This is a genomic window from Pseudoalteromonas luteoviolacea (assembly GCF_018100925.1).
GTDB classification, from domain to species: Bacteria; Pseudomonadota; Gammaproteobacteria; order Enterobacterales; family Alteromonadaceae; genus Pseudoalteromonas; species Pseudoalteromonas obscura.
This window is the reverse complement of the sequence record NZ_JAGJEH010000008.1, coordinates 195367-222286: the sequence shown is the minus strand read 5'-3', so window position 1 is coordinate 222286 and position 26920 is coordinate 195367. Positions and strand designations below refer to the sequence as shown.

The following is a 26920-nucleotide window of genomic DNA, read 5'->3' as shown; positions in this document are numbered from 1 at the left end:
ACAATAGTTATGTAGACGTATAACAGCCTAAAAACTACAGAATGGCACCAAGCGACTCTAGGCCCCAAAAAACGATAAGAGCAACAGCAAGCACAGCAAAAATAATATAGCCCCACATCCCATTTTTTAATTTTGGTGAGTGTTCAGATGCTGCCATTTTTCCCGTCAATAGAGTGCGTAACAGTTTAACTCCTTTAAAACGATAAAGAGCAATGGCGATGATGTGGATAGCAATACCCAGCAATAATATATCGATATTGGTTTGATGAATATTTCCTGCCAGCTCTACCCAGTCATAGCTAACATATTGCACCAGCGGCCCATCCATTAGAATATCGTCTGAGGTTAGTAAGCCTGAAACCAGCTGTACAAAAATAACCACAAAGAAAAACAATACCATCAAACTTCCAGCTGGATTGTGGCCAACATGGGGGGCTTTACTTTTGAACGCGCTTAATATCGCTCTAGGGTGATGACACAGTGCGCTGAGTTTTGCAGTATCACTGCCGATCACTCCCCAGATAATTCTTGTCACCATAAGAGCCAATAATAAGTAACCCGTGACAAAGTGGAGATCAAGCCACCCCTCGTCACCTGACACATATAAAACCGCAATTCCGATCACTAACAACCAGTGAAAACCGCGAATAAACCCATCCCACACTTTGATCATAAATGCCCCTATTATTGATTGTGAGACAGCAGAGGTTACCTGAGGAATAAATCAAAAACGATGCTTTTGCGTTATAAAGCGCAAAATTATTGTGACAAGACAATAATGAGGCAGTTAGATGTCAAAAAAATACGGGCCAACTGATATGGCCCGCATATGAGCTGACTATATTATAAACTAGCCGCTATAATCTGACGGCTCTTATCCAGTGTTACGGCTTGCTGTTCACCAAGGGCTGTCATCCCATGGCGCTCAAGTTGGCTGGTAATAACTTCAACAGCTTCTTCACCCACACCGTAGTCACTCAGCCGGGTCTTCATATTAACGCAATGGAAGAATTGTTCCGTTAGCTCAATAGCAGATGCTATCGCTTGCTCTTCATCTGAAATATCTAGACCTAAAACACGCTCTGCATATTGTAGTAATTTGGCTCGTTTTGATTCTTGCTGTGCAAACATCATTCTCGGTAATATCACAGCAAGTGTTTGGGCGTGATCTAAACCATATACGGCAGTGATTTCGTGTCCAATCATATGTGTTGACCAATCCTGTGGTACGCCCGCGCCTATTAGGCCGTTTAATGCCATAGTCGCTGACCACATCACATTAGCACGCACTTTATAATCGACCTCGTCAGATAACAGCTTTGGGCCTTCTTCCATCAACGTCATCAGTAGCCCTTCTGCGAAACGATCTTGCACTTTTGCATCAACTGGGTATGTTAGATACTGCTCCATGGTGTGGACAAATGCATCGACCACACCATTGGTCAGCTGACGCTGAGGTAATGTTTTCATCACTTGTGGGTCAAGCACTGCAAACTTAGGTTGAACATAAGCTGAGGCAAACGGAAGTTTATCTTGAGTCTCACTATTTGATACAACGCTGAAACTATTCGATTCAGATCCCGTCGCAGGCAGTGTTAACACTACACCTATTGGCAACGCTGATTCCACTTCCCCCCCCTTGCTCAAAATATCCCAAGGTTCACCACTAAACTCAGCAGCAGCTGCAATAAACTTGCTGCCGTCAATTACTGAGCCGCCACCGACAGCGAGAATAAAGTTAAACCCTTCAGCCTTGATTTTTGCCACAGCTTGCATGCATGTTTGGTATGTCGGATTAGGTTCTATGCCGGCAAACTCTTCCCAGCTAAAGCCACTTAAGGCATCACTTACTTGATCGTAAATACCGTTTTTATGAATACTTCCGCCACCGTAAACAACTAATACTTTGGCATTTTTTGGTATTGCGTTAGCCACTTGACTTATCTGGCCTTCGCCAAAAAAAATCTCTGTTGGATTGTAAAAATTAAAGTTCAGCATGCATGCTCCTGCAATGACGGTCGGTTTGTTAATTCGCACACAGTCTAATAACTACAACGCAGAAAATCATTATTCATAACGCAATACACTTTTGCACAGCAGCAATAATCAATTAATATAGCGATAGATATTTGCACAGGTAGAATTAAAAATGTGGCAGGGCTTGGATATATTTTTAGCAGTCGTAGAGCATAGTAGTTTTAGTAAGGCTGCCAGCGCACTTGATGTATCGACATCACATGTTAGCCGCCAAATCCAACAACTGGAAACTCGTTTGGGTACAGTGTTATTACAAAGAACGACACGCAGTATTAAGCTCACTGAAGAAGGGCTCGCATATGCCAATAAGTTAAAAGTGATCCAACAGGAGTTGCTCGATGCCAACAACGAACTGCAAGGCGTTCAACATACTCCCAAAGGGCCCATTAAAATAACCGGTGCCGGAGACTTTATGGCTAACCGCGTAGCACCCGTTATTGCCAAGTTTTGCAAGCTATACCCCAAGGTGCGTGTACATATTGATTTTAATGCCCGAAACGTCGATTTGGTAGAAGATGGTTTTGACTTAGCCATTCGCTTTGGTCGCCTACAAGATTCACGTCTGATTGCGAGAAAACTCAGCACGCGCTATATGAAGTTATTAGCCAGCCCTGAGTACCTAAATGATGCCCCACCACTGGAAAAACCGCGGGACTTATCCCAACACAACTGTTTAATTGCTATCTCAAATCGCTGGCGCTTTCTAGGCGACAATGGGATCGATGAAGTTAAAGTTGCCGGAAGTTGGCGTAGTAATAACCCTCAAGCAATCCTACATGCCTGCAAGTCCGGCCTCGGCATCGCTCACCTTGCTCAAGATATCGCTGAACACAGTATTGCCAGTGGTGAGCTAATTTCACTATTGGATGACCATCAAGTTACGGACAATGCGACTTGGCTGGTTTATCCGAGAAAGGACCTTATGCCCCTGCGGGTTAGGCTGCTAATTGACTTCTTGCTTAAACACGTAAGTTAATTTTTAACCTTGCACGTCCAATAAATTTGCTCTAACATTTAAATCGCACACGATTAAATCATAAGAGACCAAATATGTTTTACGAGTTCACAGCAAATACACTGCAAGGCAAACCATATGCTTTTTCTAACCTCAAAGGGAAAGTTGTTCTTGTCGTGAATACTGCCAGCAAATGCGGTTTAACCCCACAATATGAAGGCTTGCAGCAACTTCACCAAGAATTACATAGTGACGGGTTGGAAGTTATTGGCTTTCCCTGCAATCAATTTGGACAGCAAGAGCCAGGCAATGCATCAGATATCCAACAAGGCTGCCTAATAAACTATGGCGTAGACTTTACGATGATGGAAAAGATTGACGTCAACGGTGAGCGTGCACATCCAATCTATCAATATTTAAAAACAGCGCTGCCTGGGCTATTGACCAATAACATCAAATGGAACTTTACCAAATTCCTTATCGGTAAAGACGGGCAACCACTTAAACGTTATGCACCGACGACAAAACCAGAGAAAATTAAAGCGGATATTATACAGGCATTACAGAGCAGCTGATGAGTGATAAGTTTCCTGAACTCAACTTGGATAACCAGCTTTGCTTCAGTCTATACGCAGCATCTAGACACGTGACAAGGCTTTATCAACCAATATTAAAAAAGTATGAATTAACTTACCCACAATACATTGTGTTGCTGATTTTATGGCAACAAGATGGACTTCTTGTCAAAGAAATTGGTAAACGCGCACAGCTTAAAAGTAATACACTCACACCGCTGTTAAAGCGTTTAGAACAAGGCAACTTGCTAAAGCGTGAGCGAGACACTGAAGACGAAAGACAATGTTATGTATATCTGACAGAAAAGGGAAAAAGCTTAGAAACTCAGTGTGCTTGCATTCCATCACAAATGCTCAAGCAAACCGATATGTCGTTGGAAAAAATCGTTGAGCTTAAACAACTATTAGATCAATTGATACAACTTCAAGAACCGCATGGCAAGTAAGCCCACTTGCCATGCGTTGTCGGTTAACCGATAGTTGGATACTCTCTATAAGCCTTTTCTAGCTTTTTAGCCAGTTTCTTAGACACACCGACGTGGTTAAGTGCCACACGTAGACGTGCACGAGAAAGGTCAGATCCAAGCACCTCCATCGCATCAACTACTGATGTTGAAGAAGTTTTACCTGTGATCGCCACAAAAATCGGCTCTAAAAACTCTTTAATCTTCAACTCATGGAAAGTTGCGACACTTTTTGCAATTGCAAAAATTTCCGATTTATTCCAACTACGTAGCTTCTCAAGCTCCCAAATAAAGAACTGCAGTGCTTGTATGATCACCGCATCATCTGCTTTACCCGCAGTCAGTAATGTAGGATCGTAATCAGGAATGCCACCGACAAAATGGCCTGCAAGGTCAACCAGATCTGACAGCGTATTTATACGCGCTTTTGCTTCTGGTAATACTCGAGCCAGTGTTTGCGCATTAAACTTCCAATCGACAAAACGTTGGATCAGCTCTTCATCGCTCAAATTTTCGCGGATCCACAAGCCATTCAACCAGCTTAGTTTATCTACATCAAAAACAGGCCCACCAAGTGAAACACGTTTCATATCGAAGTGCTCGATCATCTCTGCCAAGGTAAACTTTTCACGCTCATCAGGCATTGACCAACCCATACGACCAAGATAGTTGAGCACAGCCTCAGGTAGGAAGCCCATTTCTTTATAATAATTGATTGAGGTTGGGTTTTTACGCTTAGAAAGCTTAGATTTATCTGGATTACGAAGCAGTGGCAAATGACCAAGTACTGGCGCTTCCCAGCCCAGATCTTGATACAGCTTTAATAACTTAGGCGCAGAGTTGATCCACTCTTCACCGCGGAAAATATGACTGATCTGCATATGGTGATCATCAACCACGTTCGCCATAAAATAAGTTGGGAAACCATCAGCCTTTAATAACACTTGCATATCGACATTTTCCCACGGGATTTCAATTTCGCCACGTAGGTAATCGTTAAACTTAAATGTGCCTTCTTCCGGGATCGTCATCCGGATCACATAGGGTTTACCAGCATCCAAATTGGCCTGGATCTCTTCTTTGCTCAAACGCAAACCACGACCATCATATTTAGGGCGAAGGCCTTCAGCCATTTGCTCTTCGCGCATTTGGTCAAGCTCTTCCGCTGTTGCAAAGCAATAAAATGCTTTGCCTTCTTCTACCAACTGATGCGCAAATTTTTGATATAACTCAGTGCGCTCAGATTGACGATAAGGACCAAACTCGCCGCCCACGTCCGGACCATGATCCCAATTAAGACCCAACCAACGTAAGCTATCCATAATAGCTTGCTCTGACTCTGGGGTGCTTCTAACCTGATCGGTGTCTTCAATACGAAGTACAAACTCACCGCCTTGCTGCTTGGCAAAACAGTAGTTAAACAAGGCAATATATGCAGTACCTAAATGCGGATCACCCGTTGGAGAAGGCGCAACACGTGTACGGATTGTCATGATAAATCTCTTAAATTTGTTACTTTAAAATAATAAGTGGAATGCTAGCACAGCCTCAATACAGGGAAAATAGCCAGCATTAAAGAACCGAATATTAAGCTGGTTGCTCTAATCGCTGTAAATAGCTCACAATATCACTTGATTCATAGAGCCACGTCACCTGACCTTGTTCTTCAATTCTTAAACACGGTACTTTAACTTTACCACCTTGCTCCAGCAGCTCTTGACGATAAGTTGTATTGTCCTTTGCATCACGAGTTTCAAGCTTCAACCCCTCTCGTTTTGCCGCGCGTCTGACTTTGACACAAAACGGACAAGCCTTAAACTGATAGAGTTTGAGGTTTTGCGTAATATTGTCCAGTTGTTGTTGCGCTTGAGTTGAGCGTTTTTTGCTTCTTGGTGTAAAGATAAAATCAAATAGCAAGATAAGACGACCAAGCAACCAACGGATCAGTTTCATGAATATTCTCCCAATCAAATTTCCGGCTAGAATATCACATTGTTGCACAACATACGCGCAAAAGTTCCCAAAAACGCTGGCTATTTATACTCTCAAAAGCACGATAATATTATCGTTAAAACAGATTAAAAGAGTTCGATATCAGTGTCCGCTTTAGCTTGACCTGCTATGCCTAACTCTTCAAAGTCGACCACCTGATCTCGGCCATGTTTCTTGGCATGGTACAAAGCTAAGTCGGCTTCATGAACCAGCTCTGAAACCTGAGCTATCTCCTCCAACACAGTATAACCAATGCTAATCGTCAAGCGCTGTACCTGTGGAAAGTTAAAATTAGCGATGACCTTGCGAACGCGATCGAGCAATGACTTAGCTTCGGCTCTATCATGTGACTGGAATAGCACTGCAAATTCTTCCCCCCCATATCGAAAGACAAAGTCTTCCGCTCGAAAGTTATCCTTAAGTTGCTGTGCAACTAGCAATAAAACTTCATCACCTATTACATGACCAAAATCGTCATTGACTATTTTAAAATGGTCAATATCAAACAGTGCCAAATACCACTTTCGCACACCTTGTTGCTCACGCTCAATCACAAACCCCTCCCCAGTTGTGATTTCGATGACTTTATCATCAAAGGTCTGGCGGTTGAGCAGTTGAGTGAGGGGATCAATACGGCTCAATGCTAGGGTATTTAACTGGTGATAAAACACGTTTATCAAGTGTGCAATTAGGTGACTTCGCGCTGTCGGCAGCTTCTCTCCAATCCACAGTAACCCCATGACAGCCTTGTTATTCCTCAGCACAATACACAGGTGGTTTTCTCCACGCAATATATGTTGGTGCTTTAGGGTTTCTGCTCTTGCAAGCAAATATTCTAGGTCAGGGGGAGAAACTGCTGACGATAACGTCAGCAGCTTAAGACGTTCTTTCTCAGATAAACTTGGCGCCAAATACATTGCCATCGGAATATTGGGAAGCAGTTCGGTCAGGATTTGTTGGACACGTTTATAAAGATCATTTTCACTGCGCATTTGCAGTAAGCTAATCGCAAAATCATGTCCGCATGGCGATATATCCACACTTAAGCCTCCCAATCCCCTCACATTGTATAGCTTAGCCCCTCTTAGTTAGGTTGCAACGTGCTCCAATACGACAAGGTCGTCTCTGTGAATAACCACGTTTGCAGTTTGATAACCGAGCACCTCACTGATTTGAGCACTGTGCAATCCTTTGATTTGTTGTAGCTCGTGATGATCAAATGCCACTAACCCCTTGGCAATCACTTTACCTTGTAAGCTTTTGAGTTCGATTAAATCCCCTCTGGAGAATTGTCCACTTACATCCGTGATACCTTTGGCTAGCAAGCTGGCTCCCTGTGTGCTTACGGCGTCGACAGCGCCATCATCACAGATCAGAGCACCGTTACATCTCGGGCCCGATAGCAGCCACTTTTTTCGTCCATCCAACGGCGCATCAAAACGAATAAACTTAGTACTTTTAGCCTGCCCCGATTGAATGTTTACGATCACATTGGACTCACTCCCTTTTGCGATCACCGTTTCAATACCAGCCCTTTGCGCAATTTGAGCCGCCTGCAACTTGGTTGCCATACCACCAGTACCTAAAGCCGTACCAGAACCACCCGCAAGAGCAATGATATCCTCATCAATTTCATCAACTGTTTCAATCAGACGCGCGTCTGGGTTTTGCCTAGGATCGGCGGTAAATAAACCTGACTGATCTGTCAATAACAGTAACCTATCGGCATTTGCTAAAATTGCGACCATCGCGGATAAATTGTCATTGTCGCCTACTTTTATCTCAGACGTCGCAACCGCATCATTCTCATTTATAATTGGCACAACATCATGACTCAGAAGCTGATTTAGCGTATCTCTGGCATTGAGATAACGGGCTCTGTTCTCCACATCAGCTCTGGTCAATAACAACTGTGCTACCGAAACGTCATAGATTGAAAATAAACTTTGCCATAAATGAATTAACTGCCCTTGGCCAATGGCAGCCAGCATTTGCTTTTCAGCTATAGAACTTCCTACTTCCTTACCCAAAGCTGCACGCCCGGCAGCAACGGCACCACTCGACACCAATATTACTTGCCAACCAGCAGAGCGTAGCTCTACACACTGACTAGCCAGCTCGACCAAGCGAGGCTTATTCAACAATGTTCCACCAGCAGTTAGCACGCTAGTTCCAAGCTTAACCACAACCACTTTGCGACTAGCCATCTGTTTTACTTCCACAAATCCAATACATGGCTATTTTTATATCATGGGCTACATTAATTGGATACAAAGCAAGCAAACAAATATAGATTATTTCAAGGTGTGGAGGGACTTGATATTTACTGAGCCGAGTTCTTCTGATCGATGTCAATCCTAACAGCCACCAAAGTGTGTATACTCAAAATTGGAGGTAAACATGAAAAAGTCAAACTACAAAAAAGAATTGATCATGCTGCCACTGCTTTTTATCAGTATCGGGCTGTGTATAGGCGGGCACTTTATATTACAACCAAGCTATCAAGACACTCCTTGGGCCGAGTACAGCCTTGCTGCCTTACCATTTTTAATGTTTGCGATTGTGATCATTGCGATTAAACTGGCAGTTAAAGCAGATAAAGACGAATAACGTCTCTCGTTAGTCCCAGATCAAGGTATTGGCTTGAAGCATGCCAAAATAATAAATTCCAAAGCTTGATATACACTTACAAATAATACATTTATATTATTTGGAAAAATAACAACAAAAAGGCGATATCGTGAAAAGATTATTTTTGCTCTGTTTGTGCTTGGCAAGTTATGTCAGCCATGCACATTTTACAGTCGTTCATAATGTCAAAGGGTATACACCGACACGTTCCGGGGAAATTGCACAGTTTTCTACTTTAGTGATCAAAGATGGTAAGGTCGTTAAAACAGGCAATGCAGACACGCTAAAACAATACCCACAATCAACGGTTATTGACGGTCAAGGGCTTACTATGTTGCCGGGCTTGATAGACGCACATGGTCATGTTATTGGCTTGGGTGAAAACCTCTCCAGACTTGACTTAAGACATACAAAATCTGTGTCTGAAGTGGGCCAACGTCTAAAGCAATATGCCAAAAATAACCCAACTGGATGGATAATAGGACGGGGCTGGGACCAAACAAAGTGGACCCCTAGTCAGTTCCCAACAGCACAAGATCTTGATAAATACGTTTCAGACAGACCCGTGGTACTTACTCGTGTCGATGGTCACGCTATTTGGGTTAACTCCAAAGCCATGGCATTAGCCAATATATCCAATGATGTCACAACACCAGAAGGAGGTGAGATCTTGCGTTTAGCCGATGGCGCCCCCAGTGGCCTATTTATAGACAAAGCAGAGCCACTGATCTTGAACCATGTGCCTGAACGAACATCAACCCAGCTGAACAATGCGCTTGATAAAGCGGCTAGCCACCTCCTCAGTTTAGGGATCACTTCCGTGCATGATGCAGGAATTGATGAAGCAACTTGGCGTCTGTATAAAAACAGATCTGCTCAGCAGTCTATGCCACTAAGAGTTTACGCCATGTTAAGCGCGTCTGATCCCAATCTCAAAAACATGCTCAAATCCGGTATTGTAAAAGAACAAACAGACTACCTCACGATACGCAGTGTCAAAATATATGCTGATGGTGCACTAGGCAGCAGAGGTGCAGCCCTCTTGAAAGATTATAAAGATAGGCCTGGACACAGGGGACTGATGCTCGAACAGCAGCCTGCACTCGAAGCACTTATACGCCTCAGTGTTAAGCACGGTTTTAGCGCACACACCCATGCCATTGGCGATCGAGCTAATCGCATTGTTTTAGACAGCTATCAAACTGTGTTCAAGGAAACAGGTGGTAAGTTACTTCGCAACCGTGTAGAGCATGCGCAAATTGTCGATACAGATGATATTCCTAGATTTAAAAGCTTGAAAATAATCCCATCAATGCAACCTGTTCACGCAACTTCAGATATGCATATGGCGCAACAGCGCTTAAGAGAGTCCCAACTGACTGGTGCTTATGCATGGCAAACGTTTCTAAAACACGGTATTAAGGTCGCTGCTGGATCTGATTTCCCTGTTGAATTGGCCAATCCATTTGACGGCCTATACGCAGCGATAACAAGAATGGATAAAGCGCAAAAACCAAAAGGTGGATGGCGCAATACTGAGAAGTTGAGCAGAGAGCAAGCACTCACTGCTTTTACTTTAGATGCTGCATACGCGGCCTTTCAAGAGTTCAAAATAGGTAGCTTAGAGCATGGCAAATGGGCAGACTTTATTCTAATTGATCGCGATTATTTCCAAGTAGAAGAGGCACAGTTGCATAATATACAAGTGCAACAAACTTGGATTGCGGGCAAACCCAAGTACAAACGTAACTAGTCCTTAGATCTGACCAGTTTAAAAAGGTGATAAATATTGACCAGTGCAAGCAAACCATTGGTCAATACCACTGGCCACGCACTTATCATTGCGCCATATATAGTAAAACAGATACAGCCTGCTAAATTAAACCAACGCAATTTAGTAACATTGGTCATCATAAGAGAAACCACCAAAAAGACTGAGGCCAGATAGCCTAAATATTCCCAAGTCATTTGTTCTCTCCTCTCAGTTGGGTTAGCATTGACAATTAAAACGATATTCAAGTCACTTTTTAAGGATAATAGCAGATCATATAGCGCTTCTAGAGCCCAAATTACGCTTAGATTCTCTGCACTATTGCTCAGTTAATCAGTCGCATTGTGAACAGTTTAGTTCTTGCACGGAACACTGAGTCTCAAACTCACTAATTTAAGGATAAGCAAGAATAAAGTCTTAAAAAGATATAACGCGTATAGCCTTGAATAATTCAGTTCATGCTATCTTTATAATAATTTAATAAATAGGACAATTGTCCGAGAGCTAACCAGATGTTCCAATATCACTTTTCAACTACATTGGTCGAACAATTATTAAGTTTTGCCGGCAATAGTTTTCAGCATCGTAAAAAAGAAATCTTGATCCATCAGGATGAGCCGCTGAGCAAATTGATCTTGGTTAGAAGTGGTACGGTTTCATTTAGCTATGATGTCGGCAATGGCAGAAGACTGTTACTTGGTCAATTGGACTGCCACAACACGCTTATTGGAGAAATTGAAGCGCTCAATAACCAACCATGTATTTACACGGTTACATGTTTAAGCGATGTTCAGTATAACCTCATAGAGTTAAAACACTGGCGCCAGTTACTACTAGAGCAACCGGAATTAAGCCTTTACACAGCGCAGACAATTGCGGCTAAATTTACTGAAAATCAAAAAATAAACCTCGATAAGCTGCTATTGCCCTTAAGTTACAATATCGCTAAAGACTGTTTGTTGAGAGCCGAAGACAAACATTCGACACTACTTAGAGCATACTCGACAGTGAGCGCAGAGGCAGAGCGTTTTGCGACAACGGAACGAGCATATCGGCGCGTAGTGAGTGAACTTGTTGAAAAAGGTCTGATAGAACGGACAAGTTCGGGGTTAAAGCCCATAGATTTGGATGCATTGAACGATTTTGTCGATGCTTTTTCTCGACTGTAATGAGCTGTATATTATTATTTTATTAACATTGCACAGTTCAGATCCCAATTCTAGATCAATGTGTTATTATTAAACGTGAATTTTTGGATAAAGTTAGACCTGTTCACTTGACGAACATTTAATGTACGCTTATTCTCTTATTCACTAATTTGTATGCAGGGCAAGGCTGTCTTACATCTGCACTTAATTGGTTAAAACTCTCAGTTTACTTGTATTTAAAGGAAAAGGTAAAAATCATGGGAAATAAAAATTTGAAGCTAACTAAACTTGCCCTCGCACTAGGGTTAACAGTAGGTTTAACTGGCTGCTTCAGCGACAATGACAACGATGTTACAATCACTCCGCCAGATCCGGGCGGCGATCAAACAGTAGCGGTTCCACCAACTGCGGTAGAACTGTCTGACGGTGGTTTCGTTATCACAGTAACTGATTCACTTGGTGCACCATTAGCAGAAGGTACATCGGTAGAAGTTGTATTCAATTCATCAGTAGATGGTTTACAAACTGCTTCGGGCACAGCAATCACTGTGACTGAAACAGCAAACGACGCATACAACACGAATACTGCGGGTTCATTCTCGTATACTGTTGATGGGATTGCGTCAGGCGAAAGTAAAACTTATGCATTTACTGTTCAGTCAGACAATTTCCTTTCAAATACTGCTGAAGTAACTATTGGCTCTGGCGAGACAATCACTGAAGTTGTGCGTTTAACTGCACGTAACTTTACTAGTGCAGACATCCCTGTAGTTGCTGAAACTAAAGCACTTGCAGAATTAAATACAGACGTGACTGTAGAGTATAGCGCTACAGGCGGTCTAGATTTAGGTGATGCAGCATCAATCACTCTACCTGTAAAAGTTGATGACGCACAAGCTGCTAAAGCAGCAGGTGGTGCTGCGGTTACTCTACCTAACGGCACTGAGTTCGTTCAAGCAAACGGCGAAGCACTTCAGTCAGCTCCTTCACTAACCGTTGCTTACTTCGCTAACGAAGCAGCAGCTGTTGAAGCAAGCTCAGATGACGCTTCAGCAGACCAGACATCTTCACTAGATGCGTTCCCTGGTGGTTTAAACCTAGCTGTTTCAAGCGGCACAGAAACGGTTGAAGGTAACTTCACAACTGGTGGTTTTGTTGCTATTGAACTTGTGAACGAGCAAGGCGAAAAAGTAAAAACATTCGGTGAAGGTAAATCAATCACTGTTGCAATGCAGGTTGATAAGTCAACTCGTACTCCTTGTCCAATCATGCAACAGGATGGTGAAAGCGTAGCTGATGCAGCTGCAAGAGGTTTCGACACTACATCTGGTGTGTGTAAAGAATCAGCGCTTGTAAATGACCCAGTTGCTATTGCACCTGGTCATATCTTCCCAGTTTGGAGTTATGAAGAGTCGAATGGTCAATGGTCATTTGAAAGCTTTGGTGTAGTAGCAGAAGATGCTACAGACCCAACTGGTCCAACTTTCAACGTAGAAGTTGAGGTTGACCACCTTTCTTACTGGAACTTAGACTTCTTCGCACAGCGTGGTTGTAACGTTTCTTCATTCAACATTGTTGATAGTGACGGCCAGCCAAGCTCACGCTTTACTTCTGTACAACTGTTAACTAACAGCTACAGATTTGACGCTCAGCCATGGAACCGTGCAGCGCTAAACTCTGCAACATTCCGTAATCCACCTAGCTTCGACGTAGAAGTTCGTGTACTAGAAAACAACGTAAACGTACTTGACGGTGTTCAAGGTGACACAGGTCCTGCTGTTGATAATACAGCTTCAATTTATGATGGTTCACTTTGTGACCTAAACGGTGCAACACTACAGCTAACACCTGTTGATAATGTAGAAGTGGTAACTATGCCTGTATCTACATTTGCTGTATGTAGCAACAATGACGCTGTAGACCAAGCTGCTGACCCTGTACTAAGCCCTACAACAGTACAGCTATATCGCGGTGAAGTTCTAGCAAATAACCTACAAGATAGCTTCTACGGAAGTGAGTTCAATATCAACTTGGACTCAGGTGTTGATTATACATTCAGATTCTTCAATACCTTTACTAATACGTGGGAAACACAAGCTGCTACAGGCAGCACTGATGCATTGTCTCTAAACATGCTAACAGAGTGTGATACTACAACTTCTACCGGTGCTACTGGTGGTAACTAATTTTATTAAGTAAACTGAACTTAAAGCCGTGAGATATCACGGCTTTTTTATTTTTAGATGACAAAATACTGACCTAGGGGTGCGATGGTCAATGCACATACCCTCACTACACAACTAATTTATTCTCATTACATATCGACAGTATTTCATGCTTCCAATTGGTGGACCAAATTAGTTTTACAGTCTCCTTTACCAATTCAAATTGGATCAATCTTCACGCTATGTAAATCCCCATATCAGCTTGCTTGAAAATGCAATAGAACACCAAACGAGCTCCATTCCCCCACTCTTTTCTCTTTAAAAAGCGGTTAAATACAATCTCATTGCCTCACTACACATTGAACAGAAACCAGCTTATAGATGTAAAGCTACTCAAATTAAAAACAACTAACATTGCCCTTCCCGGCTTTATTTATACACTTTCGTACGGTGTGCTCCTCCCGGTTAGGGATTAAGTGGAAGCTTCCATTTAATGAAAGCACAGGGGCTTTCTGTGGGTAAATTAACATATACCAGCTAGCAGCTAGCAGCTAGCTGCTATTACTGTTCATGTTTGTAAGTGAAATTTCTATTAATATAGGGAGGCAATGTTACGCTGCGAAAAAGCAAGTTGACCGTAACACAGACTGGAGCATATCCGCCTTACCGACCGTTATAAAAGCATAAAATTGAGCAGGTATATTGCCCAAAAAAGTGGAAGATGAGCTAATAGTTCATTTAGAGCTCCACCCATAGATGCTTACTTGTAAGAACGCCAAGCTGTAATTCCGGTGGATAGATTGCAGTAAAAAAGTAGCTTTGTGATATTCCACTAGGTGCTTATCGATCTAAATCAGAAACTCTAGCTTTCGATGCATTCCTAACAGCAAAGAGGGCGTTCAGGGCCATTAATGATTACAAAAACCTGTTTTATACTCTGGGAGGTAAGCCTTCTGAGAGCTAATTGGAAACGCCACAATTCGACAATCGAGAATTTATCAGAACTGCTTAAAAGGTATAAAACTGCGTTGATGAACTGATATCGATATAAATAGCCTCATTTCGACCGCATGAGGCTATCCTTATCTGTTGAGGTCAATAGCCTATTTATATGTCAAATAAGCATTTCGTAATCTAGACAGATTACTATAAACATAGTCTACTGAGTTACGCCCTTTATTAAAGAAGGTCTTATTCAAAGTCACCGGCAATCTTGGTTGATACGCTTGCTGATACACTAATTTATTGTGGCTATCGCCAATACGCGTACCAATTTGATGGCGCCAAGAGCTAGTGCCTTTAATTTGACCATACTTAGTGACATTCATATTTTTTCGTTTTGATAATGGAATATTTATCGCTACCCCGGCAACTTTAGCATTTGTATTTTCACCATACACAGCTACGTAGCTATCGCCGAACCAAAACCTGGTTTCAACTTTTACACCTTTATCTTTACGCCAAAATTTACCACCAGTTACATGAAAACTCAGATCTCGTTCAGCCCAATAATATTGATAGTCTAAAGTATGGTAATCCCTATCAGAGTTAAAATCTTGGTATTCAAAGTAACCGTATGTATTTGTGAATTTGTGACTACCATTAGGGCTCACCCATGCAGTCTCATTGATAATACCTTTATATTTATGAAACTCTCTGAAGAAGCCGACTTTCGTTTGATTGTAAATTCCCCATGGCAGCTGATAAGTTTGGTAAAGAAAAGCACTTCTTACCCCATTATCTTCTGACAAATCATCAAAAATCTTTTTCTCTTTAAAATCATCGCTTTCAGACACGACTGTTTGCGCAGTAAGGTTAAAACCTGCACCTTTCCATAAAGGCAAGTTAACATCTGCTTTCAAAGCCAAAGAATAATCCAATACGCCAAACTCAGTCGCATGCGTAGAATTGACCTCTGGGCTGATTGTTACCCTAGGCTTTAAAAAACGCTGGTTTGCATTTTCTAAACCAACCCAAGTAACTCCTGCAATACTTGCTCTGCTGCCCATTTTCACATTGATATTGGGCTCAACATTATCCTTTAAAAAACGCTCATAACTGGCCACATCGCCAGATAACGCCATCATGGAAATACCGTGATTTTGCAGTTCTAAAATAAACTTCGCAGAGGTGCCTGAAAATACCTCTGTCACTCGGCCAATAGCTAACCCTAACGCGTCTATTTCATTATTATTAAAAGTTGCATTCTCAAGAGATACGATAATCGTTGGTTGTGAATTAAAACCAACTCTCACAGACTCAAAACCATCTGCTATAAGCGTGTTTCTCAGCTCTCTCGCTAATTTATTTAAATCTTTTCTCTCGAGTTCATGACCACTAGCTTTAGCTGTTTTGTCATGGCTATTGCGGTCTGCTTGCGTATCAGTCGCAGCCTTTTCTACAGGTTTAAAGTTTCTCTGCTCTGGTCTTGAGGAAACAATGGGCTTTGGTGCAGCTTCAATTTTTGATTTGCTTGATTGAGCGAGTTTAGAAAACGGCGCTTTAAAGTTTATTCCCCAGAAAATATCATCGTCCGTAAAGTCAGTACTGGAGTAAAATCGACTCGTCAATGAAAGCTCACCTAAATCAAATAACCATTCCTTAGGGATAACAACTCTTGCCGCACTATTAATTGCCTCAGCATCATACTCGACCTGAAATGCAAGCCAATCCAAAGGCATCCATTCAATCCCGCCAAACGCGCCATTCATCATTCCTGTTTCATGTTTACTACGAGAAGCACCAAGCGAGAATCTAAAATTACGCCACTCTTTAGAAGCAACCACAAAGTGAGTTTCATAATTATTAGCAGCCCCGCCAATGTCTTTACTGCCTACACTCAGGTTAAACCAATCTTTAGGAATAAATGGTATTTGATACTTTGCATTGAATGATAAATCTCTCGTTTGGAGTTCTTCACCCTCCGCAGGTGGTATAAACGTATTGTCGTGCATCGTGCTAGATGCTATGAGACCACTAACTTCCAATCCTTCAAATAAACCGGCTGAAAATACGAAGTTATGGCCGTCAACATAACTCTTAGTGTAGTTATCGAGCATATTATTATAACCAATATCCCAATAACCAGTTTCAAGCACTTCAGCATTTGATGTATTTACTAATCCTGTAAAGCCGGTAAAGGAACGATATGTATCAAGTTCACTTTCTGAATAGCTCGGTGCAGAAACAATGGTCAAACCAGACAATAAAACAGGAACAAATTTAGACATTTTCAGGATCCGACAGATTATTATTTTTAAGTTTTTCGATTCTTAATAGATTCAAATACTTGATAAAGGTTAAGTTGTTATATCCATAACTACTTTAAAACGAGTTTATCACTTCAAACAACTAAACGAGCGTAAAACATATGCTTTGCCAACAAATGACTTGTAGGCAAAGACTTATCTTGTGTCTGTAAAATACTTTGTGTTTATTTAAAGCTTACGACTTTACCATCACCAAAGTTGGCAGATTCTTTTTTTGCATTCCAAACCAGATCGCAGATGCCATCTGTAGGGTTGAATCCTGTGGGCGCATCTAAAAGAAGTTGACGTATTTTTTCATGCTCAAAGTTGTGACAAGCAATATCTAAAGATTCTAAGAACACATTTAATTCAGCTAACGGCAACATTGATTCTTTTGCAGTCATGATACGAGGATGGCTTGTCTGTTCAACATTGTCACCAATCAGCAATTCCTCATACAATTTTTCACCAGGCCTTAAACCTGTGCATTGAATTTGTATGTCTCCATGGGGGTTTGTTTCACTTTTGATCTCCAAACCAGAGAGGTGGACCATTTTGGTGGCTAAGTCCATAATCTTTATAGACTCTCCCATATCGAGCACAAATACATCTCCGCCTTTCCCCATTGCTCCTGCCTGAATAACAAGCTGTGCAGCTTCCGGTATTGTCATGAAAAAGCGAGTAATATCTGGGTGGGTCAGAGTAATTGGACCACCTTCCTTAATTTGTCTACGAAATAAAGGAACGACAGAACCAGATGAGCCAAGTACGTTCCCAAAACGTACCATACAAAAACGCGTATTATGCTTACCACTCTCTTTATTTTGAGCTAATCCTTGCAAGCATAACTCGGCCATTCGCTTTGTAGTACCCATAACATTAGTTGGGCGGACAGCTTTATCTGTACTGACTAGGACAAAAGTCTCTACTTTTGCATTTATAGCCGCTTTCGCCGCGTAATAAGTACCAAACACATTGTTCCGTACACCTTCGACAACATTGTGTTCAACCAAAGGAACATGTTTATAAGCCGCTGCGTGATATACGGTATTTACACCAAATGCAATCATGCAGGTTTCTAAGCGATTGACATGCTGAACAGATCCCATAATTGGAACTAGCTCTATCGCAAGTCCATTTGATTTAATAACCTCACTTAGCTCTTTCTCAATTGAATAAAGTGCAAACTCGGTTAACTCAAATAAAATTAGTTTCGAAGGGGCGTACTTTATAATTTGTCGACACAATTCAGAACCAATTGAGCCCCCAGCCCCTGTTACGATGACTGACTTCCCTTTAATATTAGCGTCCATCAGCTCTTGTTTAGGCGTAACTGGATCTCTACCTAATAAGTCTTCAATTTCAACATCTTTAATTTCATCAAGTGTTGCACGGCCCTCAACAACATCAGCCATACCTGGGATAGTCATAACCTCAACAGGCAAGTTTTCAAGTTGTGCCAAAATCTCTCGGCGCCGAGCCCGGCTTTCACTTGGCATCGCAAGAAGAATTTTTCTGACCCTCTTACGCTCAAGCAGACTATATATACCTTCAAAAGCTATAACCGGGATATTTTGTAATATCGCACCCTGCTTTGATTTATCATCATCAATAAAAGCACTAACAAAATACTCATCTCCCGCAGCTATCGCTGGCGCTAGTTGCCTTCCCGCAGAGCCAGCACCATATATAACGACTGGCGTTTTATTAATTGTCGCCAAGCGAAACATCATGGCCCGAACAACGATGCGAGATCCACCCACAGCCAAGATCAACAACCAAGCATAAATAATTGGCATTGTTCGAGGTATGGTAATGTGGGTGAAAAATGAGGCCAACATCAATACAACAGTGCTAATTATGGCTCCAGCAACAATGGCACCAAGCGCATGGGCACCGACATACCGAAGCACAGCCCGATACAAGCCCAAATTAACAAATGTAAACAAGCTAATAGGTAAAACCAGTGTTAATAAGAACCAGTTGGTTACCTCAAAAAAGGGGTCAAAGCTATCGAGTCTTACAATTAGAGCTAGCCAGAACGCGCTGAATATAAATGCTGAATCTATAAAAAGTGTAAGTATGCGTTTTTTTCTTCGAGATGCTGTGAGAAGAGTTCGGAACCAACTATCCACTGTAAATCCTTGAGGCTAACAAATTTTTATGCGTACAAAGTAATTCTTCAATTACAGGCCTTAAATATACACAACTTTTCAACGCCTGTCATTTCAGAATTATTAAATTACAAAGTAACGTGTAGTTTCTATGGGTCAATATTAGAAAAAGAGGCTTTATAAGCTGAGGTCGAAATCATGTATTTGTATCTCGAAAGTAAAGTCTAATTTCTAAGCAAGGAAACGTCGTTACATTTAGTTAAATTATAGCTAACGACATGCATTTCCGCCTGCCAAAACATAATTTATCCAAAAAGGGCGGAGTTAAATATAGAATGAAATAAGGTGACTCATTCGTTCACCTTATTTAACACTATAAAATTACGCCTTCTGAGCTAGATTAAACACTTCAGAGATAACTGAAGTCGTTTTAGCCATGTTTTCTTCTGTTAAAGTCGGGTGAACCAAAAACATAACTGAGGTCTCACCTAATTCTACAGCATTCTTCAGCCGCTCACTTGGTCTCCAAGGTGTACCATCAAAAGCCTTTTCCAAGTAGACTTCAGAGCAACTACCCTGAAAACAAGGCACACCTCGCTCTACAATTTCATTTACAATGCGATCTCGATCCCAGCCATCAGCCAGTAAATCAGGTTTGATAAACACATAGTGCTTATATTCAGCATGCTCAATATAGTCGGGAACATCGACTAGACGAATAAGCTCAAACTTTCCTGCAGCTTCATCAATTAAACGGCCATGCAATTGACGCTTACCGCTCCATTCAGCCATTCGTTGTAGTTGAATACGACCGATTGCAGCCTGCATTTCTGTCATGCGCCAGTTTGTGCCGAAACTTTCATGTAACCAACGAAAACCAGGTGGGTGCTCACGATTATATATCGCGTCAAAGCTTTTACCATGGTCTTTGTAACTCCACATTTTGGACCACAACTCTTTTGAGTTAGTCGTCACCATGCCGCCTTCGCCACCTGTAGTCATGATTTTATCTTGGCAAAAACTCCAAGCGCCAATATGTCCAATCGAGCCTACTGAACGCCCTTTATACTTTGCGCCATGAGCTTGAGCACAATCTTCTATTACGTAAAAGCCATGCTCTTTACTTAGAGCCATTATTTCGTCCATTTCTGCAGGCATACCTGCCAAGTGAACCACTATAACCGCTTTTGTTTTTGCCGTTAGCACGGCTTTGATTGAGTCGGCGGTAATCGCTTGACTATTTAAATCAACATCAGCAAAAACAGGCGATGCGCCTGCTGTTACTATGCTGCTTGCAGAGGCTAAAAATGTACGAGGTGTGGTGATGACTTCATCACCAGCTCCAACATCAAGGGCCTTTAATGCAATATCTAATGCAAGCGTGCCATTTCCCAACGCAACTGCATATTCACTGTCAGCCCACGTAGCAAATTCGTTTTCAAATTCACGGCCTTCAGTTCCTGTCCAATAATTAACTTTATTAGATAAAACAACACGAGTGACCGCATCAGCCTCTTGCTGGGTAAAGCTAGGCCAAGGAGAAAAAGGAGTATTTAACATGATTAGTACTTATAAAAACCTTGTTTAGTTTTTCGACCTAAATAATTAGCGCGTACCATCTTTCTAAGTAGAGGGTGTGCTCTGTATTTTGGATCACCAGTCTCTTTATATAAGGTATCCATGATTGATAAATTCACATCATTACCAATTAAATCAGCCAGTGCCAATGGTCCCATCGGGTGATGTGCCCCATACTTCATTGCCTTATCGATATCTTCAGCAGTAGCAACACCTTCAGCCAAAATGCACACAGCCTCATTGATCATAGGTATCAACATTCGATTTACTACAAAACCAGGCGCTTCATTTACGATTACCGGCTTTTTACCTAAAGACTGTGTAAATTCGCACATTTTAGTAACTAACTCAGCATCAGTCTCATGACCTGATACAATCTCAACCAGTTCCATTAAAGGAGCTGGATTAAAAAAGTGCAGCCCAATAACATTGTTTGGATTCGGTAAGACGCTCGCAAAAGCTGTGATTGGCAAAGAAGATGTATTAGTAGCGACAATGGTATCTTTTCCAATGTGCTCAGCTAATTGACCAAATAACTCTAATTTAGCTGTAAAATCTTCGGAAATAGCTTCAATAACGATATCTGAATTTTTACAAGCCTCATACGTGTCGTATAGATGGATAGACTCAGCAGCTTTATCAGCGTCAACTTGCTCTAGCTTGCCCTTACTCACTAACCTGCGTAGCTGTTTAATAACTTGAGATTTTAGGGCTTCACCCTTCTCAATGCTACGAGCAACAATATTCACCTGAACTGAAATATTCGCGCTCACTAAAACTTGGCAAATACCTGCGGACATAACACCTGAACCTATGAGTGTAATTATCATACTTCTGGTAACTCCTTTAATTTTTTTGCTGGATTGCCAGCGAATATTGTAAAATCTGGGATATTTTTGGTCAAAACACCTCCCATGCCCAACATTGCCCCACGCCCAATATTGACGCCTTGACGAATGCTAGCCCCTGTTCCTACTTCACTGAAACATTCGATATTTACATTTCCAGAGATAGCAGCCATCGGTGCGACAGTAGAAAAATCACCAATGTTGGTTTCATGTCCGACTGTAACATTTAAATTTAGAATAACATGCTGGCCAACTTTTATGTCTGTGGTTAAAATAGTGCCAGCACACACCATACAACCCTCAGAAAATACCACTGTATTTGAATATTTAACAGATGGATGAATTAGGCAAGCATACTCAGGTGTACCTTGCTGTTCTATTCTTTCTTTGACGATAGCCCTAGTACGAGGGTTGCCAATAGCAATAACAATTTCCGCATCAAATTCTTGCCACTTTTCTATCGAGCCGACAACAGAAACTCCCTGTACATCAGTACCATGCGTATCAGGGTTGTCATCCAAAACCCCGATAACTGTACGCCCGCAGTCCTGAGCAAGCCAAACGATTTCTTTAGCGAAACCACCACCGCCTATAACTAAAATTGGTTTCATTTTTTACTCCCTTTAAATTCATGCATTGTCGCAGAATCACTGGCAGTGATCCCCTCTCTAACGAACACTTTCTTCACCGTAAGAAGTAAAATTTTAATATCTAAGATGAAGCTTTGGTTATCTACGTACCATACATCAAGTTCGAATTTGCCTTCCCAACTGATTGCATTCCGGCCATTTACTTGAGCCCAGCCAGTAATGCCTGGACGAACATTATGTCGGCGAGATTGCTCCTCGTTGTAAAGTGGCAAGTACCTCACTAATAGAGGTCTGGGGCCTACTAGGCTCATATCGCCTTTTATTACATTGAATAGCCCCGGCAGCTCATCCAAACTAGTGGAGCGTAAAAATGCGCCAAACTTTGTCATTCTTTGCTCGTCGGGCAACGGGTTGCCATCTTTATCAGTACTATCAAGCATGGTTCTAAATTTTAACATTTTAAATACTTTACCATGCAAACCTGGGCGCTCTTGGACAAAGAAAATCGGCGCACCCAGTTTTATACGAATTAAGATCATCGTTAGTACGAACACTGGAAGTAGTAACACAAAAGCGCCCAAAGAAACTACTAAGTCAAATACACGTTTCACTTTACTACCTCCATAATTTTTAGGAGCTCGGCATTAACTTTGTGTACGTCAAATTTATCCATTGCCATTTTTCTGCTCTTTTGTGCCATAACATCCAAGTTTTCAAGGTTTTCTATAAACCAGATCATGCGATCTGCTAGCTCATCGACACTTGCTTTTTTAACTAACCAACCATTTTCAGAATTGACTACAGTTTCTTTGCAGCCTGGGACATTCGTCGTTAATATCGGCCTTCCTGTTGCCATAGCCTCTAAAACGGTTCTCGGCATCCCTTCATGATAAGAAGGTAAAACAAACACATTACACGCTTTAATATGCGGTCGAACGTCATTCGTGGAGCCATGGTAGTGAATAATACCGCTGTCATGCCACTTATTCACCTCACTAATATTTATCCCATCAGGAGAGGGATCCTCTGGTCCAACAAGATGAAACTCAGCTTCAGGGTAACGGCGCTTAACAATTTCGGCAGCCTGATAATATTCGCGAATGCCTTTATCAGCAAGCAAGCGCGCAATGAGTAAAAAGCGAGGCTTGTTTGGCAAAGGCTCAGCTTCAAAATGTGCAAGGTCAACGCCAGAACCGTTCACCAAATGGCACTTGTCTTCAGACACAATACCTTGCTCAATGAATACTCTCATATTATCTGGGTTCTGAAAAATGACCCCTTTGGCCTCTTTTAAAGCCAATTTATACAAGTTTCTAACTAACAATATGAGCAGACTTTTTAAAAAACCTCCCGGCTGAAAAGCATACCCTAGCCCAGTCACCAAAGGATAAAACTTGGGTGATTTGGCAAACCTAGCTGCAATGCCGCCCCAAATAATGGGCTTAATTGTATACGCTAAAATGATATCAGGCTTAATTCTTTTGAAATGCCTTACTAGGGAAGAAACCGTTTTAAAGTCTTTAAGAGGGTTCAATCCATTTCTAGCTACTGGATAATCCACATAGTCATGCGCAAAATTCGTGATATTTTTTTGAAACTCAGCATCAGCCTCTGAAGCCATAGCTGTTACAGTTGCCCCATTATCTCCCAACTCTTTTAACAACAAGCCTCGAAAACGAATCAGGGACATTGGTAAAGCCCCAATAACGACAACTTTCATTATAATCTACCTTTTCGAGCTGGGTTGGCATCTAACCAAGCTTGTAACATTAATACATCCCATAACATAGCTGCGTTATTTTCTTCACCAACAATATGCTTTTGCAATGCTTGTCCTATCGGCTCAGGGTTGAGTAGCCCTTGAGAAGTCAATCGTTCGGGTGACAAAAGATCCTGTGCCCAGCCCTTTAACTCCCCTCTCAACCAGTCGTGGATAGGGACTCCAAAGCCCATTTTAGGACGTTCCATCATTTCCTGCGGTAAGTATTTATAAAGCACCTGCTTCAACGCCCATTTACCACAATTTCCACGCTGCTTCATATTCATGGGTAATCTCCATGCAGTTTCAGCAACACGAGGGTCAAGTAACGGGATGCGTCCTTCTAAACTCACTGACATCGCAGTTCTATCAACTTTAGTCAGAATATCACCGGGTAAGTATGCAATAGAATCCTGATACATCATGCGCTCAATGGCTTCTGAAAAGTCAGGCGCACTAGGAGACCAAATATCCGACGACTCACAACCAATTACAATACCATTGACGTCTTTCCAATGCATCATACTAAGTTCGTAGAGCTCTTCAATGCTTTGCGCTTTTAGCCAACCTGATAAGGTTTTTAATTTGGCACCCATAGCACCCTTTCTGCCGTATTTTGCAGCCAAAGGAGATAGAAATGCAAAAACTTTATCTAACACGCTGGTTGGTGCACTTTGAATTACTTTCGCAAAAACACTTCTACATGGAAACTTATTTATCTTTTTCCAAATATCCGGTGTTGCTTGGTATCGCTTATAACCCGAAAATAATTCGTCACCTCCATCACCACTCAAACATACTGTCACTTTTTCTTTGGCTATTGCGCTCACCAAATAGGTAGGTAACTGAGATGCGTCAGAAAAAGGTTCATCAAATATATGACCCATCTTTGGCACAATATCGAGTGCATCCGTTGGGTTTAAATATCGCTCTGTATGATTAGTTCCCAGATGCTCAGCAACTTCTTTAGCAAAAACAGCTTCATTATATCCTTCTACGTTAAAACCAATCGAGAAGGTATTAACTGGTGAATTAGACTGTGCCTGCATCAAAGCAACCACTAAGCTGGAGTCCACACCGCCTGACAAAAATGCCCCCAGTGGCACATCTGACGCCATACGCAGCTTCACAGCTTTCAATAGTTCAGACTCTAGACAGTCTATAGCTTCTTGTTCGTCGCTGAATTGCTGGCTTTGCGCACGCTCAATGGTATCTGCCAAAGTCCAATAAGCTTTAACATCTGACACCTGTCCATTTTTAAACGTCACAACCGACCCTGGCGGTAGCTTTTTAACTTCTTTATAGATTGTCAATGGAGCTGGTATATAGGACGTCTCCAACTGGCGGCTCACCGCTGCACGGTCCACCGTTAAAGAAATGTCATGTAGGGCCTCAATTGCACTGAGTTCTGAGGAAAATCCAAAATAATCCCCTTGAGAAAAATAATATACAGGTTTTTCTCCAAAACGATCTCTTGCAAGCGTTAAGGTCTGCTCTTGCATATCCCATACGGCAAAACCAAACATACCATTAAATTTGTCAATCGCCTGCTCGATGCCCCAGTGCTCAAACGCGGCTAACATTACTTCGGTATCAGAGCTGCCACGCCAAGATTGAGCAGGCAAAGCTTGCCTTAGTTCCTCGAAGTTATATATTTCACCATTGAATGCTATATGGTAACGACCTGATGCACTAGGCATCGGTTGATGACCGGCAGCACTTAGGTCGTGAATGGCTAGCCTTCGATGACCAAGATGTAATCCATTATTTTGCCACATGCCAAAATCATCGGGCCCACGATGCACAATTGCATCCAACATTGCGCCTAGCTTTTGCTGCGCTTCGTCCTGGCTTAAATGGCGGTTATAAAATCCTGCAATCCCACACATTATTGAGTATGTCCTAAAGAAAATAATTTGTTAGCTATTACATCAATTGCATAACTATTTCGAATATAGTCTGCTGATGATTGTGATGTCTCTATGAGTTCAATGGGTGTTTTAGCAATATATTTTTGCAGTAATTGAGTCAAAGCTGATGCATCTGCTATTTCAACAATCCGCTCTGAATCAATAATCTCTGGTGCATCTCCAACTCTTGTCGAAAAAGCAATGCAACCATAGCCTGATGCTTCAGCCAATACATTTGGAAACCCCTCGGTTTTCGAACTCAAAATGAAAAAATCGACAGAATGGTAGAAGCCCACCATATCGTCCTGTTGTCCTATCAATTCTACCTGCTTTGAATCTATTCCAAACTCCGTCAAATATTCAACCAGTACAGGATTGTCCATAGTCATATCTCTACCGGCGACTCTAAGTGAAGCGTTTTTATTTTGACTTAATATTGGAGCAACAGCGCGGAATAAAGTCTGATAATCTTTGGCCTCGTGAAAGCGACCAGCGGCCCCTATTACCATACTATCAGCTTCAAAGCGCCTTTGTTTTAGTTGCTCAAATTGGTAACCATTAGGAACGTATACACATTGTGATAGTTTGCCATAACCAAACTCTATATGTTGATGCATCGCTTTTTTTGAACAATGCACAATGTGTTTAGGTATTCGGCTCAATAACTTCCCACCTTGAATTGCGAGTTTGGTGCTTAACTTCTCTCCCTGATAATCATCCAAAGAATGCCTCACGCCCCAAATCAGTGGTATTTTACTGCGACTGAGCAAGCTGCTCAACGCCGAAACGAAATTAGCATGATACATCCAAGAATAAATCGCATTGATCTCACCTAAATTTGATAAGATCTTTCTTAACTTCCAAGCCGAAGCGACTAAATTAAGGGCATTCGTAGTGTTTAGCGCAATAAACTTTACATTCTGATTAATAATCCGATTAGACATTTTCTCTGAAATCGTCATTAGCGATATGACTGTATGAGAACTGTCAGAGGCGTTTATTGCCCTAATCATCATACTTTCAGCACCGCCTACCTCACTAAAATTAGTTATGACATGAACGTAATTACATTCCATTAAACGCTTCCAATAATTTTTGTTTTGTTTTGCTTTTCGAGAAGGTGCCGTTGTCGACC

General features: G+C 41.7%; 23 protein-coding genes. 7 read left to right on the top strand and 16 right to left on the bottom strand.

All coding sequences use genetic code 11. The annotated features are described in order from the left end of the window. Window positions 1-34: 34 nt before the first annotated feature. Entirely contained in the window at window positions 35-673 is a 639-nt protein-coding gene (locus J8M00_RS18350; RefSeq protein WP_211011969.1) for a cytochrome b/b6 domain-containing protein, read from the bottom strand. 170 nt (window positions 674-843) lie between these two features. Continuing rightward, entirely contained in the window at window positions 844-1998 is a 1155-nt protein-coding gene (locus J8M00_RS18345; protein ID WP_211011968.1) for an iron-containing alcohol dehydrogenase, read from the bottom strand. A 163-nt stretch (window positions 1999-2161) separates the two neighbouring features. Here J8M00_RS18345 and J8M00_RS18340 point away from each other — a divergent pair, with 163 nt between their 5' ends. The 3 genes from J8M00_RS18340 to J8M00_RS18330 all read left to right on the top strand — a co-directional run bounded on the left by J8M00_RS18340 (window position 2162) and on the right by J8M00_RS18330 (window position 4013). Next, entirely contained in the window at window positions 2162-3013 is an 852-nt protein-coding gene (locus tag J8M00_RS18340) for a LysR family transcriptional regulator (protein WP_247687450.1), read from the top strand. A gap of 74 nt (window positions 3014-3087) precedes the next feature. Further along, window positions 3088-3567, top strand: a complete 480-nt coding sequence (locus J8M00_RS18335; RefSeq protein WP_211011966.1) for a glutathione peroxidase — start codon at window positions 3088-3090, stop codon at window positions 3565-3567. Continuing rightward, a complete protein-coding gene (locus tag J8M00_RS18330; RefSeq protein ID WP_211011965.1) occupies window positions 3567-4013 on the top strand; it encodes a MarR family winged helix-turn-helix transcriptional regulator in 447 nt (148 codons plus the stop codon). Before J8M00_RS18335 ends, J8M00_RS18330 begins: the two co-directional genes overlap by 1 nt. A gap of 23 nt (window positions 4014-4036) precedes the next feature. Here the strand turns inward: J8M00_RS18330 and gltX are convergent, their stop codons facing one another. The 4 genes from gltX to proB form a co-directional block, all read right to left on the bottom strand. After that, window positions 4037-5524: a glutamate--tRNA ligase gene (gene gltX / locus J8M00_RS18325; RefSeq protein WP_211011964.1), complete on the bottom strand. Its 1488-nt coding sequence runs from the start codon at window positions 5522-5524 to the stop codon at window positions 4037-4039. A 94-nt stretch (window positions 5525-5618) separates the two neighbouring features. Next, complete coding sequence (locus tag J8M00_RS18320; protein ID WP_023397389.1) at window positions 5619-5984, bottom strand: glutaredoxin family protein; 366 nt, start codon at window positions 5982-5984, stop codon at window positions 5619-5621. A 125-nt stretch (window positions 5985-6109) separates the two neighbouring features. Beyond that, complete coding sequence (locus J8M00_RS18315) at window positions 6110-7063, bottom strand: GGDEF domain-containing protein (protein WP_211011963.1); 954 nt, start codon at window positions 7061-7063, stop codon at window positions 6110-6112. Between the two features lie 48 nt (window positions 7064-7111). After that, window positions 7112-8230: a glutamate 5-kinase gene (gene proB, locus J8M00_RS18310; protein WP_211011962.1), complete on the bottom strand. Its 1119-nt coding sequence runs from the start codon at window positions 8228-8230 to the stop codon at window positions 7112-7114. Window positions 8231-8423: 193 nt separating this feature from the next. On the opposite strand from proB, the gene J8M00_RS18305 reads away from it, so the two are divergent. Further along, complete coding sequence (locus J8M00_RS18305; protein ID WP_211011961.1) at window positions 8424-8633, top strand: hypothetical protein; 210 nt, start codon at window positions 8424-8426, stop codon at window positions 8631-8633. 130 nt (window positions 8634-8763) lie between these two features. Then, window positions 8764-10407 carry an amidohydrolase gene (locus tag J8M00_RS18300; protein ID WP_284138393.1) on the top strand — a complete coding sequence of 548 codons (1644 nt, stop codon included), beginning with the start codon at window positions 8764-8766 and terminating at the stop codon, window positions 10405-10407. Here J8M00_RS18300 and J8M00_RS18295 read toward each other — a convergent pair. After that, the gene (locus J8M00_RS18295) at window positions 10404-10622 is read right to left on the bottom strand and encodes a YgjV family protein (RefSeq protein ID WP_023397384.1); all 219 of its coding nucleotides are present in this window, start codon (window positions 10620-10622) and stop codon (window positions 10404-10406) included. The genes J8M00_RS18300 and J8M00_RS18295 overlap by 4 nt on opposite strands. 315 nt (window positions 10623-10937) lie before the next feature. Here J8M00_RS18295 and J8M00_RS18290 point away from each other — a divergent pair, with 315 nt between their 5' ends. Together J8M00_RS18290 and J8M00_RS18285 are read left to right on the top strand one after the other, a co-directional pair. Then, window positions 10938-11594, top strand: a complete 657-nt coding sequence (locus tag J8M00_RS18290) for a Crp/Fnr family transcriptional regulator (RefSeq protein ID WP_211011960.1) — start codon at window positions 10938-10940, stop codon at window positions 11592-11594. Window positions 11595-11830: 236 nt separating this feature from the next. Continuing rightward, window positions 11831-13759, top strand: a complete 1929-nt coding sequence (locus tag J8M00_RS18285) for a hypothetical protein (RefSeq protein ID WP_211011959.1) — start codon at window positions 11831-11833, stop codon at window positions 13757-13759. A gap of 1082 nt (window positions 13760-14841) precedes the next feature. Here J8M00_RS18285 and J8M00_RS18280 read toward each other — a convergent pair. The 9 genes from J8M00_RS18280 to J8M00_RS18240 all read right to left on the bottom strand — a co-directional run bounded on the left by J8M00_RS18280 (window position 14842) and on the right by J8M00_RS18240 (window position 26861). After that, window positions 14842-16968 carry a YjbH domain-containing protein gene (locus J8M00_RS18280; RefSeq protein ID WP_211011958.1) on the bottom strand — a complete coding sequence of 709 codons (2127 nt, stop codon included), beginning with the start codon at window positions 16966-16968 and terminating at the stop codon, window positions 14842-14844. Between the two features lie 203 nt (window positions 16969-17171). After that, window positions 17172-19121, bottom strand: a complete 1950-nt coding sequence (locus tag J8M00_RS18275; protein ID WP_211011957.1) for a polysaccharide biosynthesis protein — start codon at window positions 19119-19121, stop codon at window positions 17172-17174. 360 nt (window positions 19122-19481) lie between these two features. Then, window positions 19482-20660: a DegT/DnrJ/EryC1/StrS family aminotransferase gene (locus J8M00_RS18270; RefSeq protein ID WP_211011956.1), complete on the bottom strand. Its 1179-nt coding sequence runs from the start codon at window positions 20658-20660 to the stop codon at window positions 19482-19484. Window positions 20661-20662: 2 nt separating this feature from the next. Further along, the gene (locus J8M00_RS18265; RefSeq protein WP_211011955.1) at window positions 20663-21508 is read right to left on the bottom strand and encodes a 3-hydroxyacyl-CoA dehydrogenase family protein; all 846 of its coding nucleotides are present in this window, start codon (window positions 21506-21508) and stop codon (window positions 20663-20665) included. Beyond that, on the bottom strand, window positions 21505-22137 hold the full coding sequence (locus J8M00_RS18260; protein WP_211011954.1) for an acetyltransferase: 633 nt from the start codon (window positions 22135-22137) through the stop codon (window positions 21505-21507). The genes J8M00_RS18265 and J8M00_RS18260 overlap by 4 nt, the downstream gene beginning before the upstream one ends. Continuing rightward, window positions 22134-22727 (bottom strand): sugar transferase, encoded by a 594-nt coding sequence (locus tag J8M00_RS18255; protein ID WP_211011953.1) that lies wholly within the window; start codon window positions 22725-22727, stop codon window positions 22134-22136. Before J8M00_RS18255 ends, J8M00_RS18260 begins: the two co-directional genes overlap by 4 nt. Continuing rightward, entirely contained in the window at window positions 22724-23836 is a 1113-nt protein-coding gene (locus J8M00_RS18250) for a glycosyltransferase family 4 protein (protein WP_247687449.1), read from the bottom strand. Before J8M00_RS18250 ends, J8M00_RS18255 begins: the two co-directional genes overlap by 4 nt. Further along, window positions 23836-25764 (bottom strand): asparagine synthase (glutamine-hydrolyzing), encoded by a 1929-nt coding sequence (gene asnB, locus J8M00_RS18245; RefSeq protein WP_211011952.1) that lies wholly within the window; start codon window positions 25762-25764, stop codon window positions 23836-23838. The genes J8M00_RS18250 and asnB overlap by 1 nt, the downstream gene beginning before the upstream one ends. Further along, complete coding sequence (locus J8M00_RS18240; RefSeq protein ID WP_211011951.1) at window positions 25764-26861, bottom strand: glycosyltransferase; 1098 nt, start codon at window positions 26859-26861, stop codon at window positions 25764-25766. Before J8M00_RS18240 ends, asnB begins: the two co-directional genes overlap by 1 nt. Window positions 26862-26920: the final 59 nt, after the last annotated feature.

Coding starts and splice junctions, on each gene's coding strand:
- J8M00_RS18350 (WP_211011969.1), bottom strand. CDS start 673: ATGATCAAAGTGTGGGATGGGTTTATTCGCGGTTTTCACTGGTTGTTA.
- J8M00_RS18345 (WP_211011968.1), bottom strand. CDS start 1,998: ATGCTGAACTTTAATTTTTACAATCCAACAGAGATTTTTTTTGGCGAA.
- J8M00_RS18335 (WP_211011966.1), top strand. CDS start 3,088: ATGTTTTACGAGTTCACAGCAAATACACTGCAAGGCAAACCATATGCT.
- J8M00_RS18330 (WP_211011965.1), top strand. CDS start 3,567: ATGAGTGATAAGTTTCCTGAACTCAACTTGGATAACCAGCTTTGCTTC.
- gltX (WP_211011964.1), bottom strand. CDS start 5,524: ATGACAATCCGTACACGTGTTGCGCCTTCTCCAACGGGTGATCCGCAT.
- J8M00_RS18320 (WP_023397389.1), bottom strand. CDS start 5,984: ATGAAACTGATCCGTTGGTTGCTTGGTCGTCTTATCTTGCTATTTGAT.
- proB (WP_211011962.1), bottom strand. CDS start 8,230: ATGGCTAGTCGCAAAGTGGTTGTGGTTAAGCTTGGAACTAGCGTGCTA.
- J8M00_RS18305 (WP_211011961.1), top strand. CDS start 8,424: ATGAAAAAGTCAAACTACAAAAAAGAATTGATCATGCTGCCACTGCTT.
- J8M00_RS18295 (WP_023397384.1), bottom strand. CDS start 10,622: ATGACTTGGGAATATTTAGGCTATCTGGCCTCAGTCTTTTTGGTGGTT.
- J8M00_RS18290 (WP_211011960.1), top strand. CDS start 10,938: ATGTTCCAATATCACTTTTCAACTACATTGGTCGAACAATTATTAAGT.
- J8M00_RS18285 (WP_211011959.1), top strand. CDS start 11,831: ATGGGAAATAAAAATTTGAAGCTAACTAAACTTGCCCTCGCACTAGGG.
- J8M00_RS18280 (WP_211011958.1), bottom strand. CDS start 16,968: ATGTCTAAATTTGTTCCTGTTTTATTGTCTGGTTTGACCATTGTTTCT.
- J8M00_RS18270 (WP_211011956.1), bottom strand. CDS start 20,660: ATGTTAAATACTCCTTTTTCTCCTTGGCCTAGCTTTACCCAGCAAGAG.
- J8M00_RS18265 (WP_211011955.1), bottom strand. CDS start 21,508: ATGATAATTACACTCATAGGTTCAGGTGTTATGTCCGCAGGTATTTGC.
- J8M00_RS18260 (WP_211011954.1), bottom strand. CDS start 22,137: ATGAAACCAATTTTAGTTATAGGCGGTGGTGGTTTCGCTAAAGAAATC.
- J8M00_RS18250 (WP_247687449.1), bottom strand. CDS start 23,836: ATGAAAGTTGTCGTTATTGGGGCTTTACCAATGTCCCTGATTCGTTTT.
- asnB (WP_211011952.1), bottom strand. CDS start 25,764: ATGTGTGGGATTGCAGGATTTTATAACCGCCATTTAAGCCAGGACGAA.
- J8M00_RS18240 (WP_211011951.1), bottom strand. CDS start 26,861: ATGGAATGTAATTACGTTCATGTCATAACTAATTTTAGTGAGGTAGGC.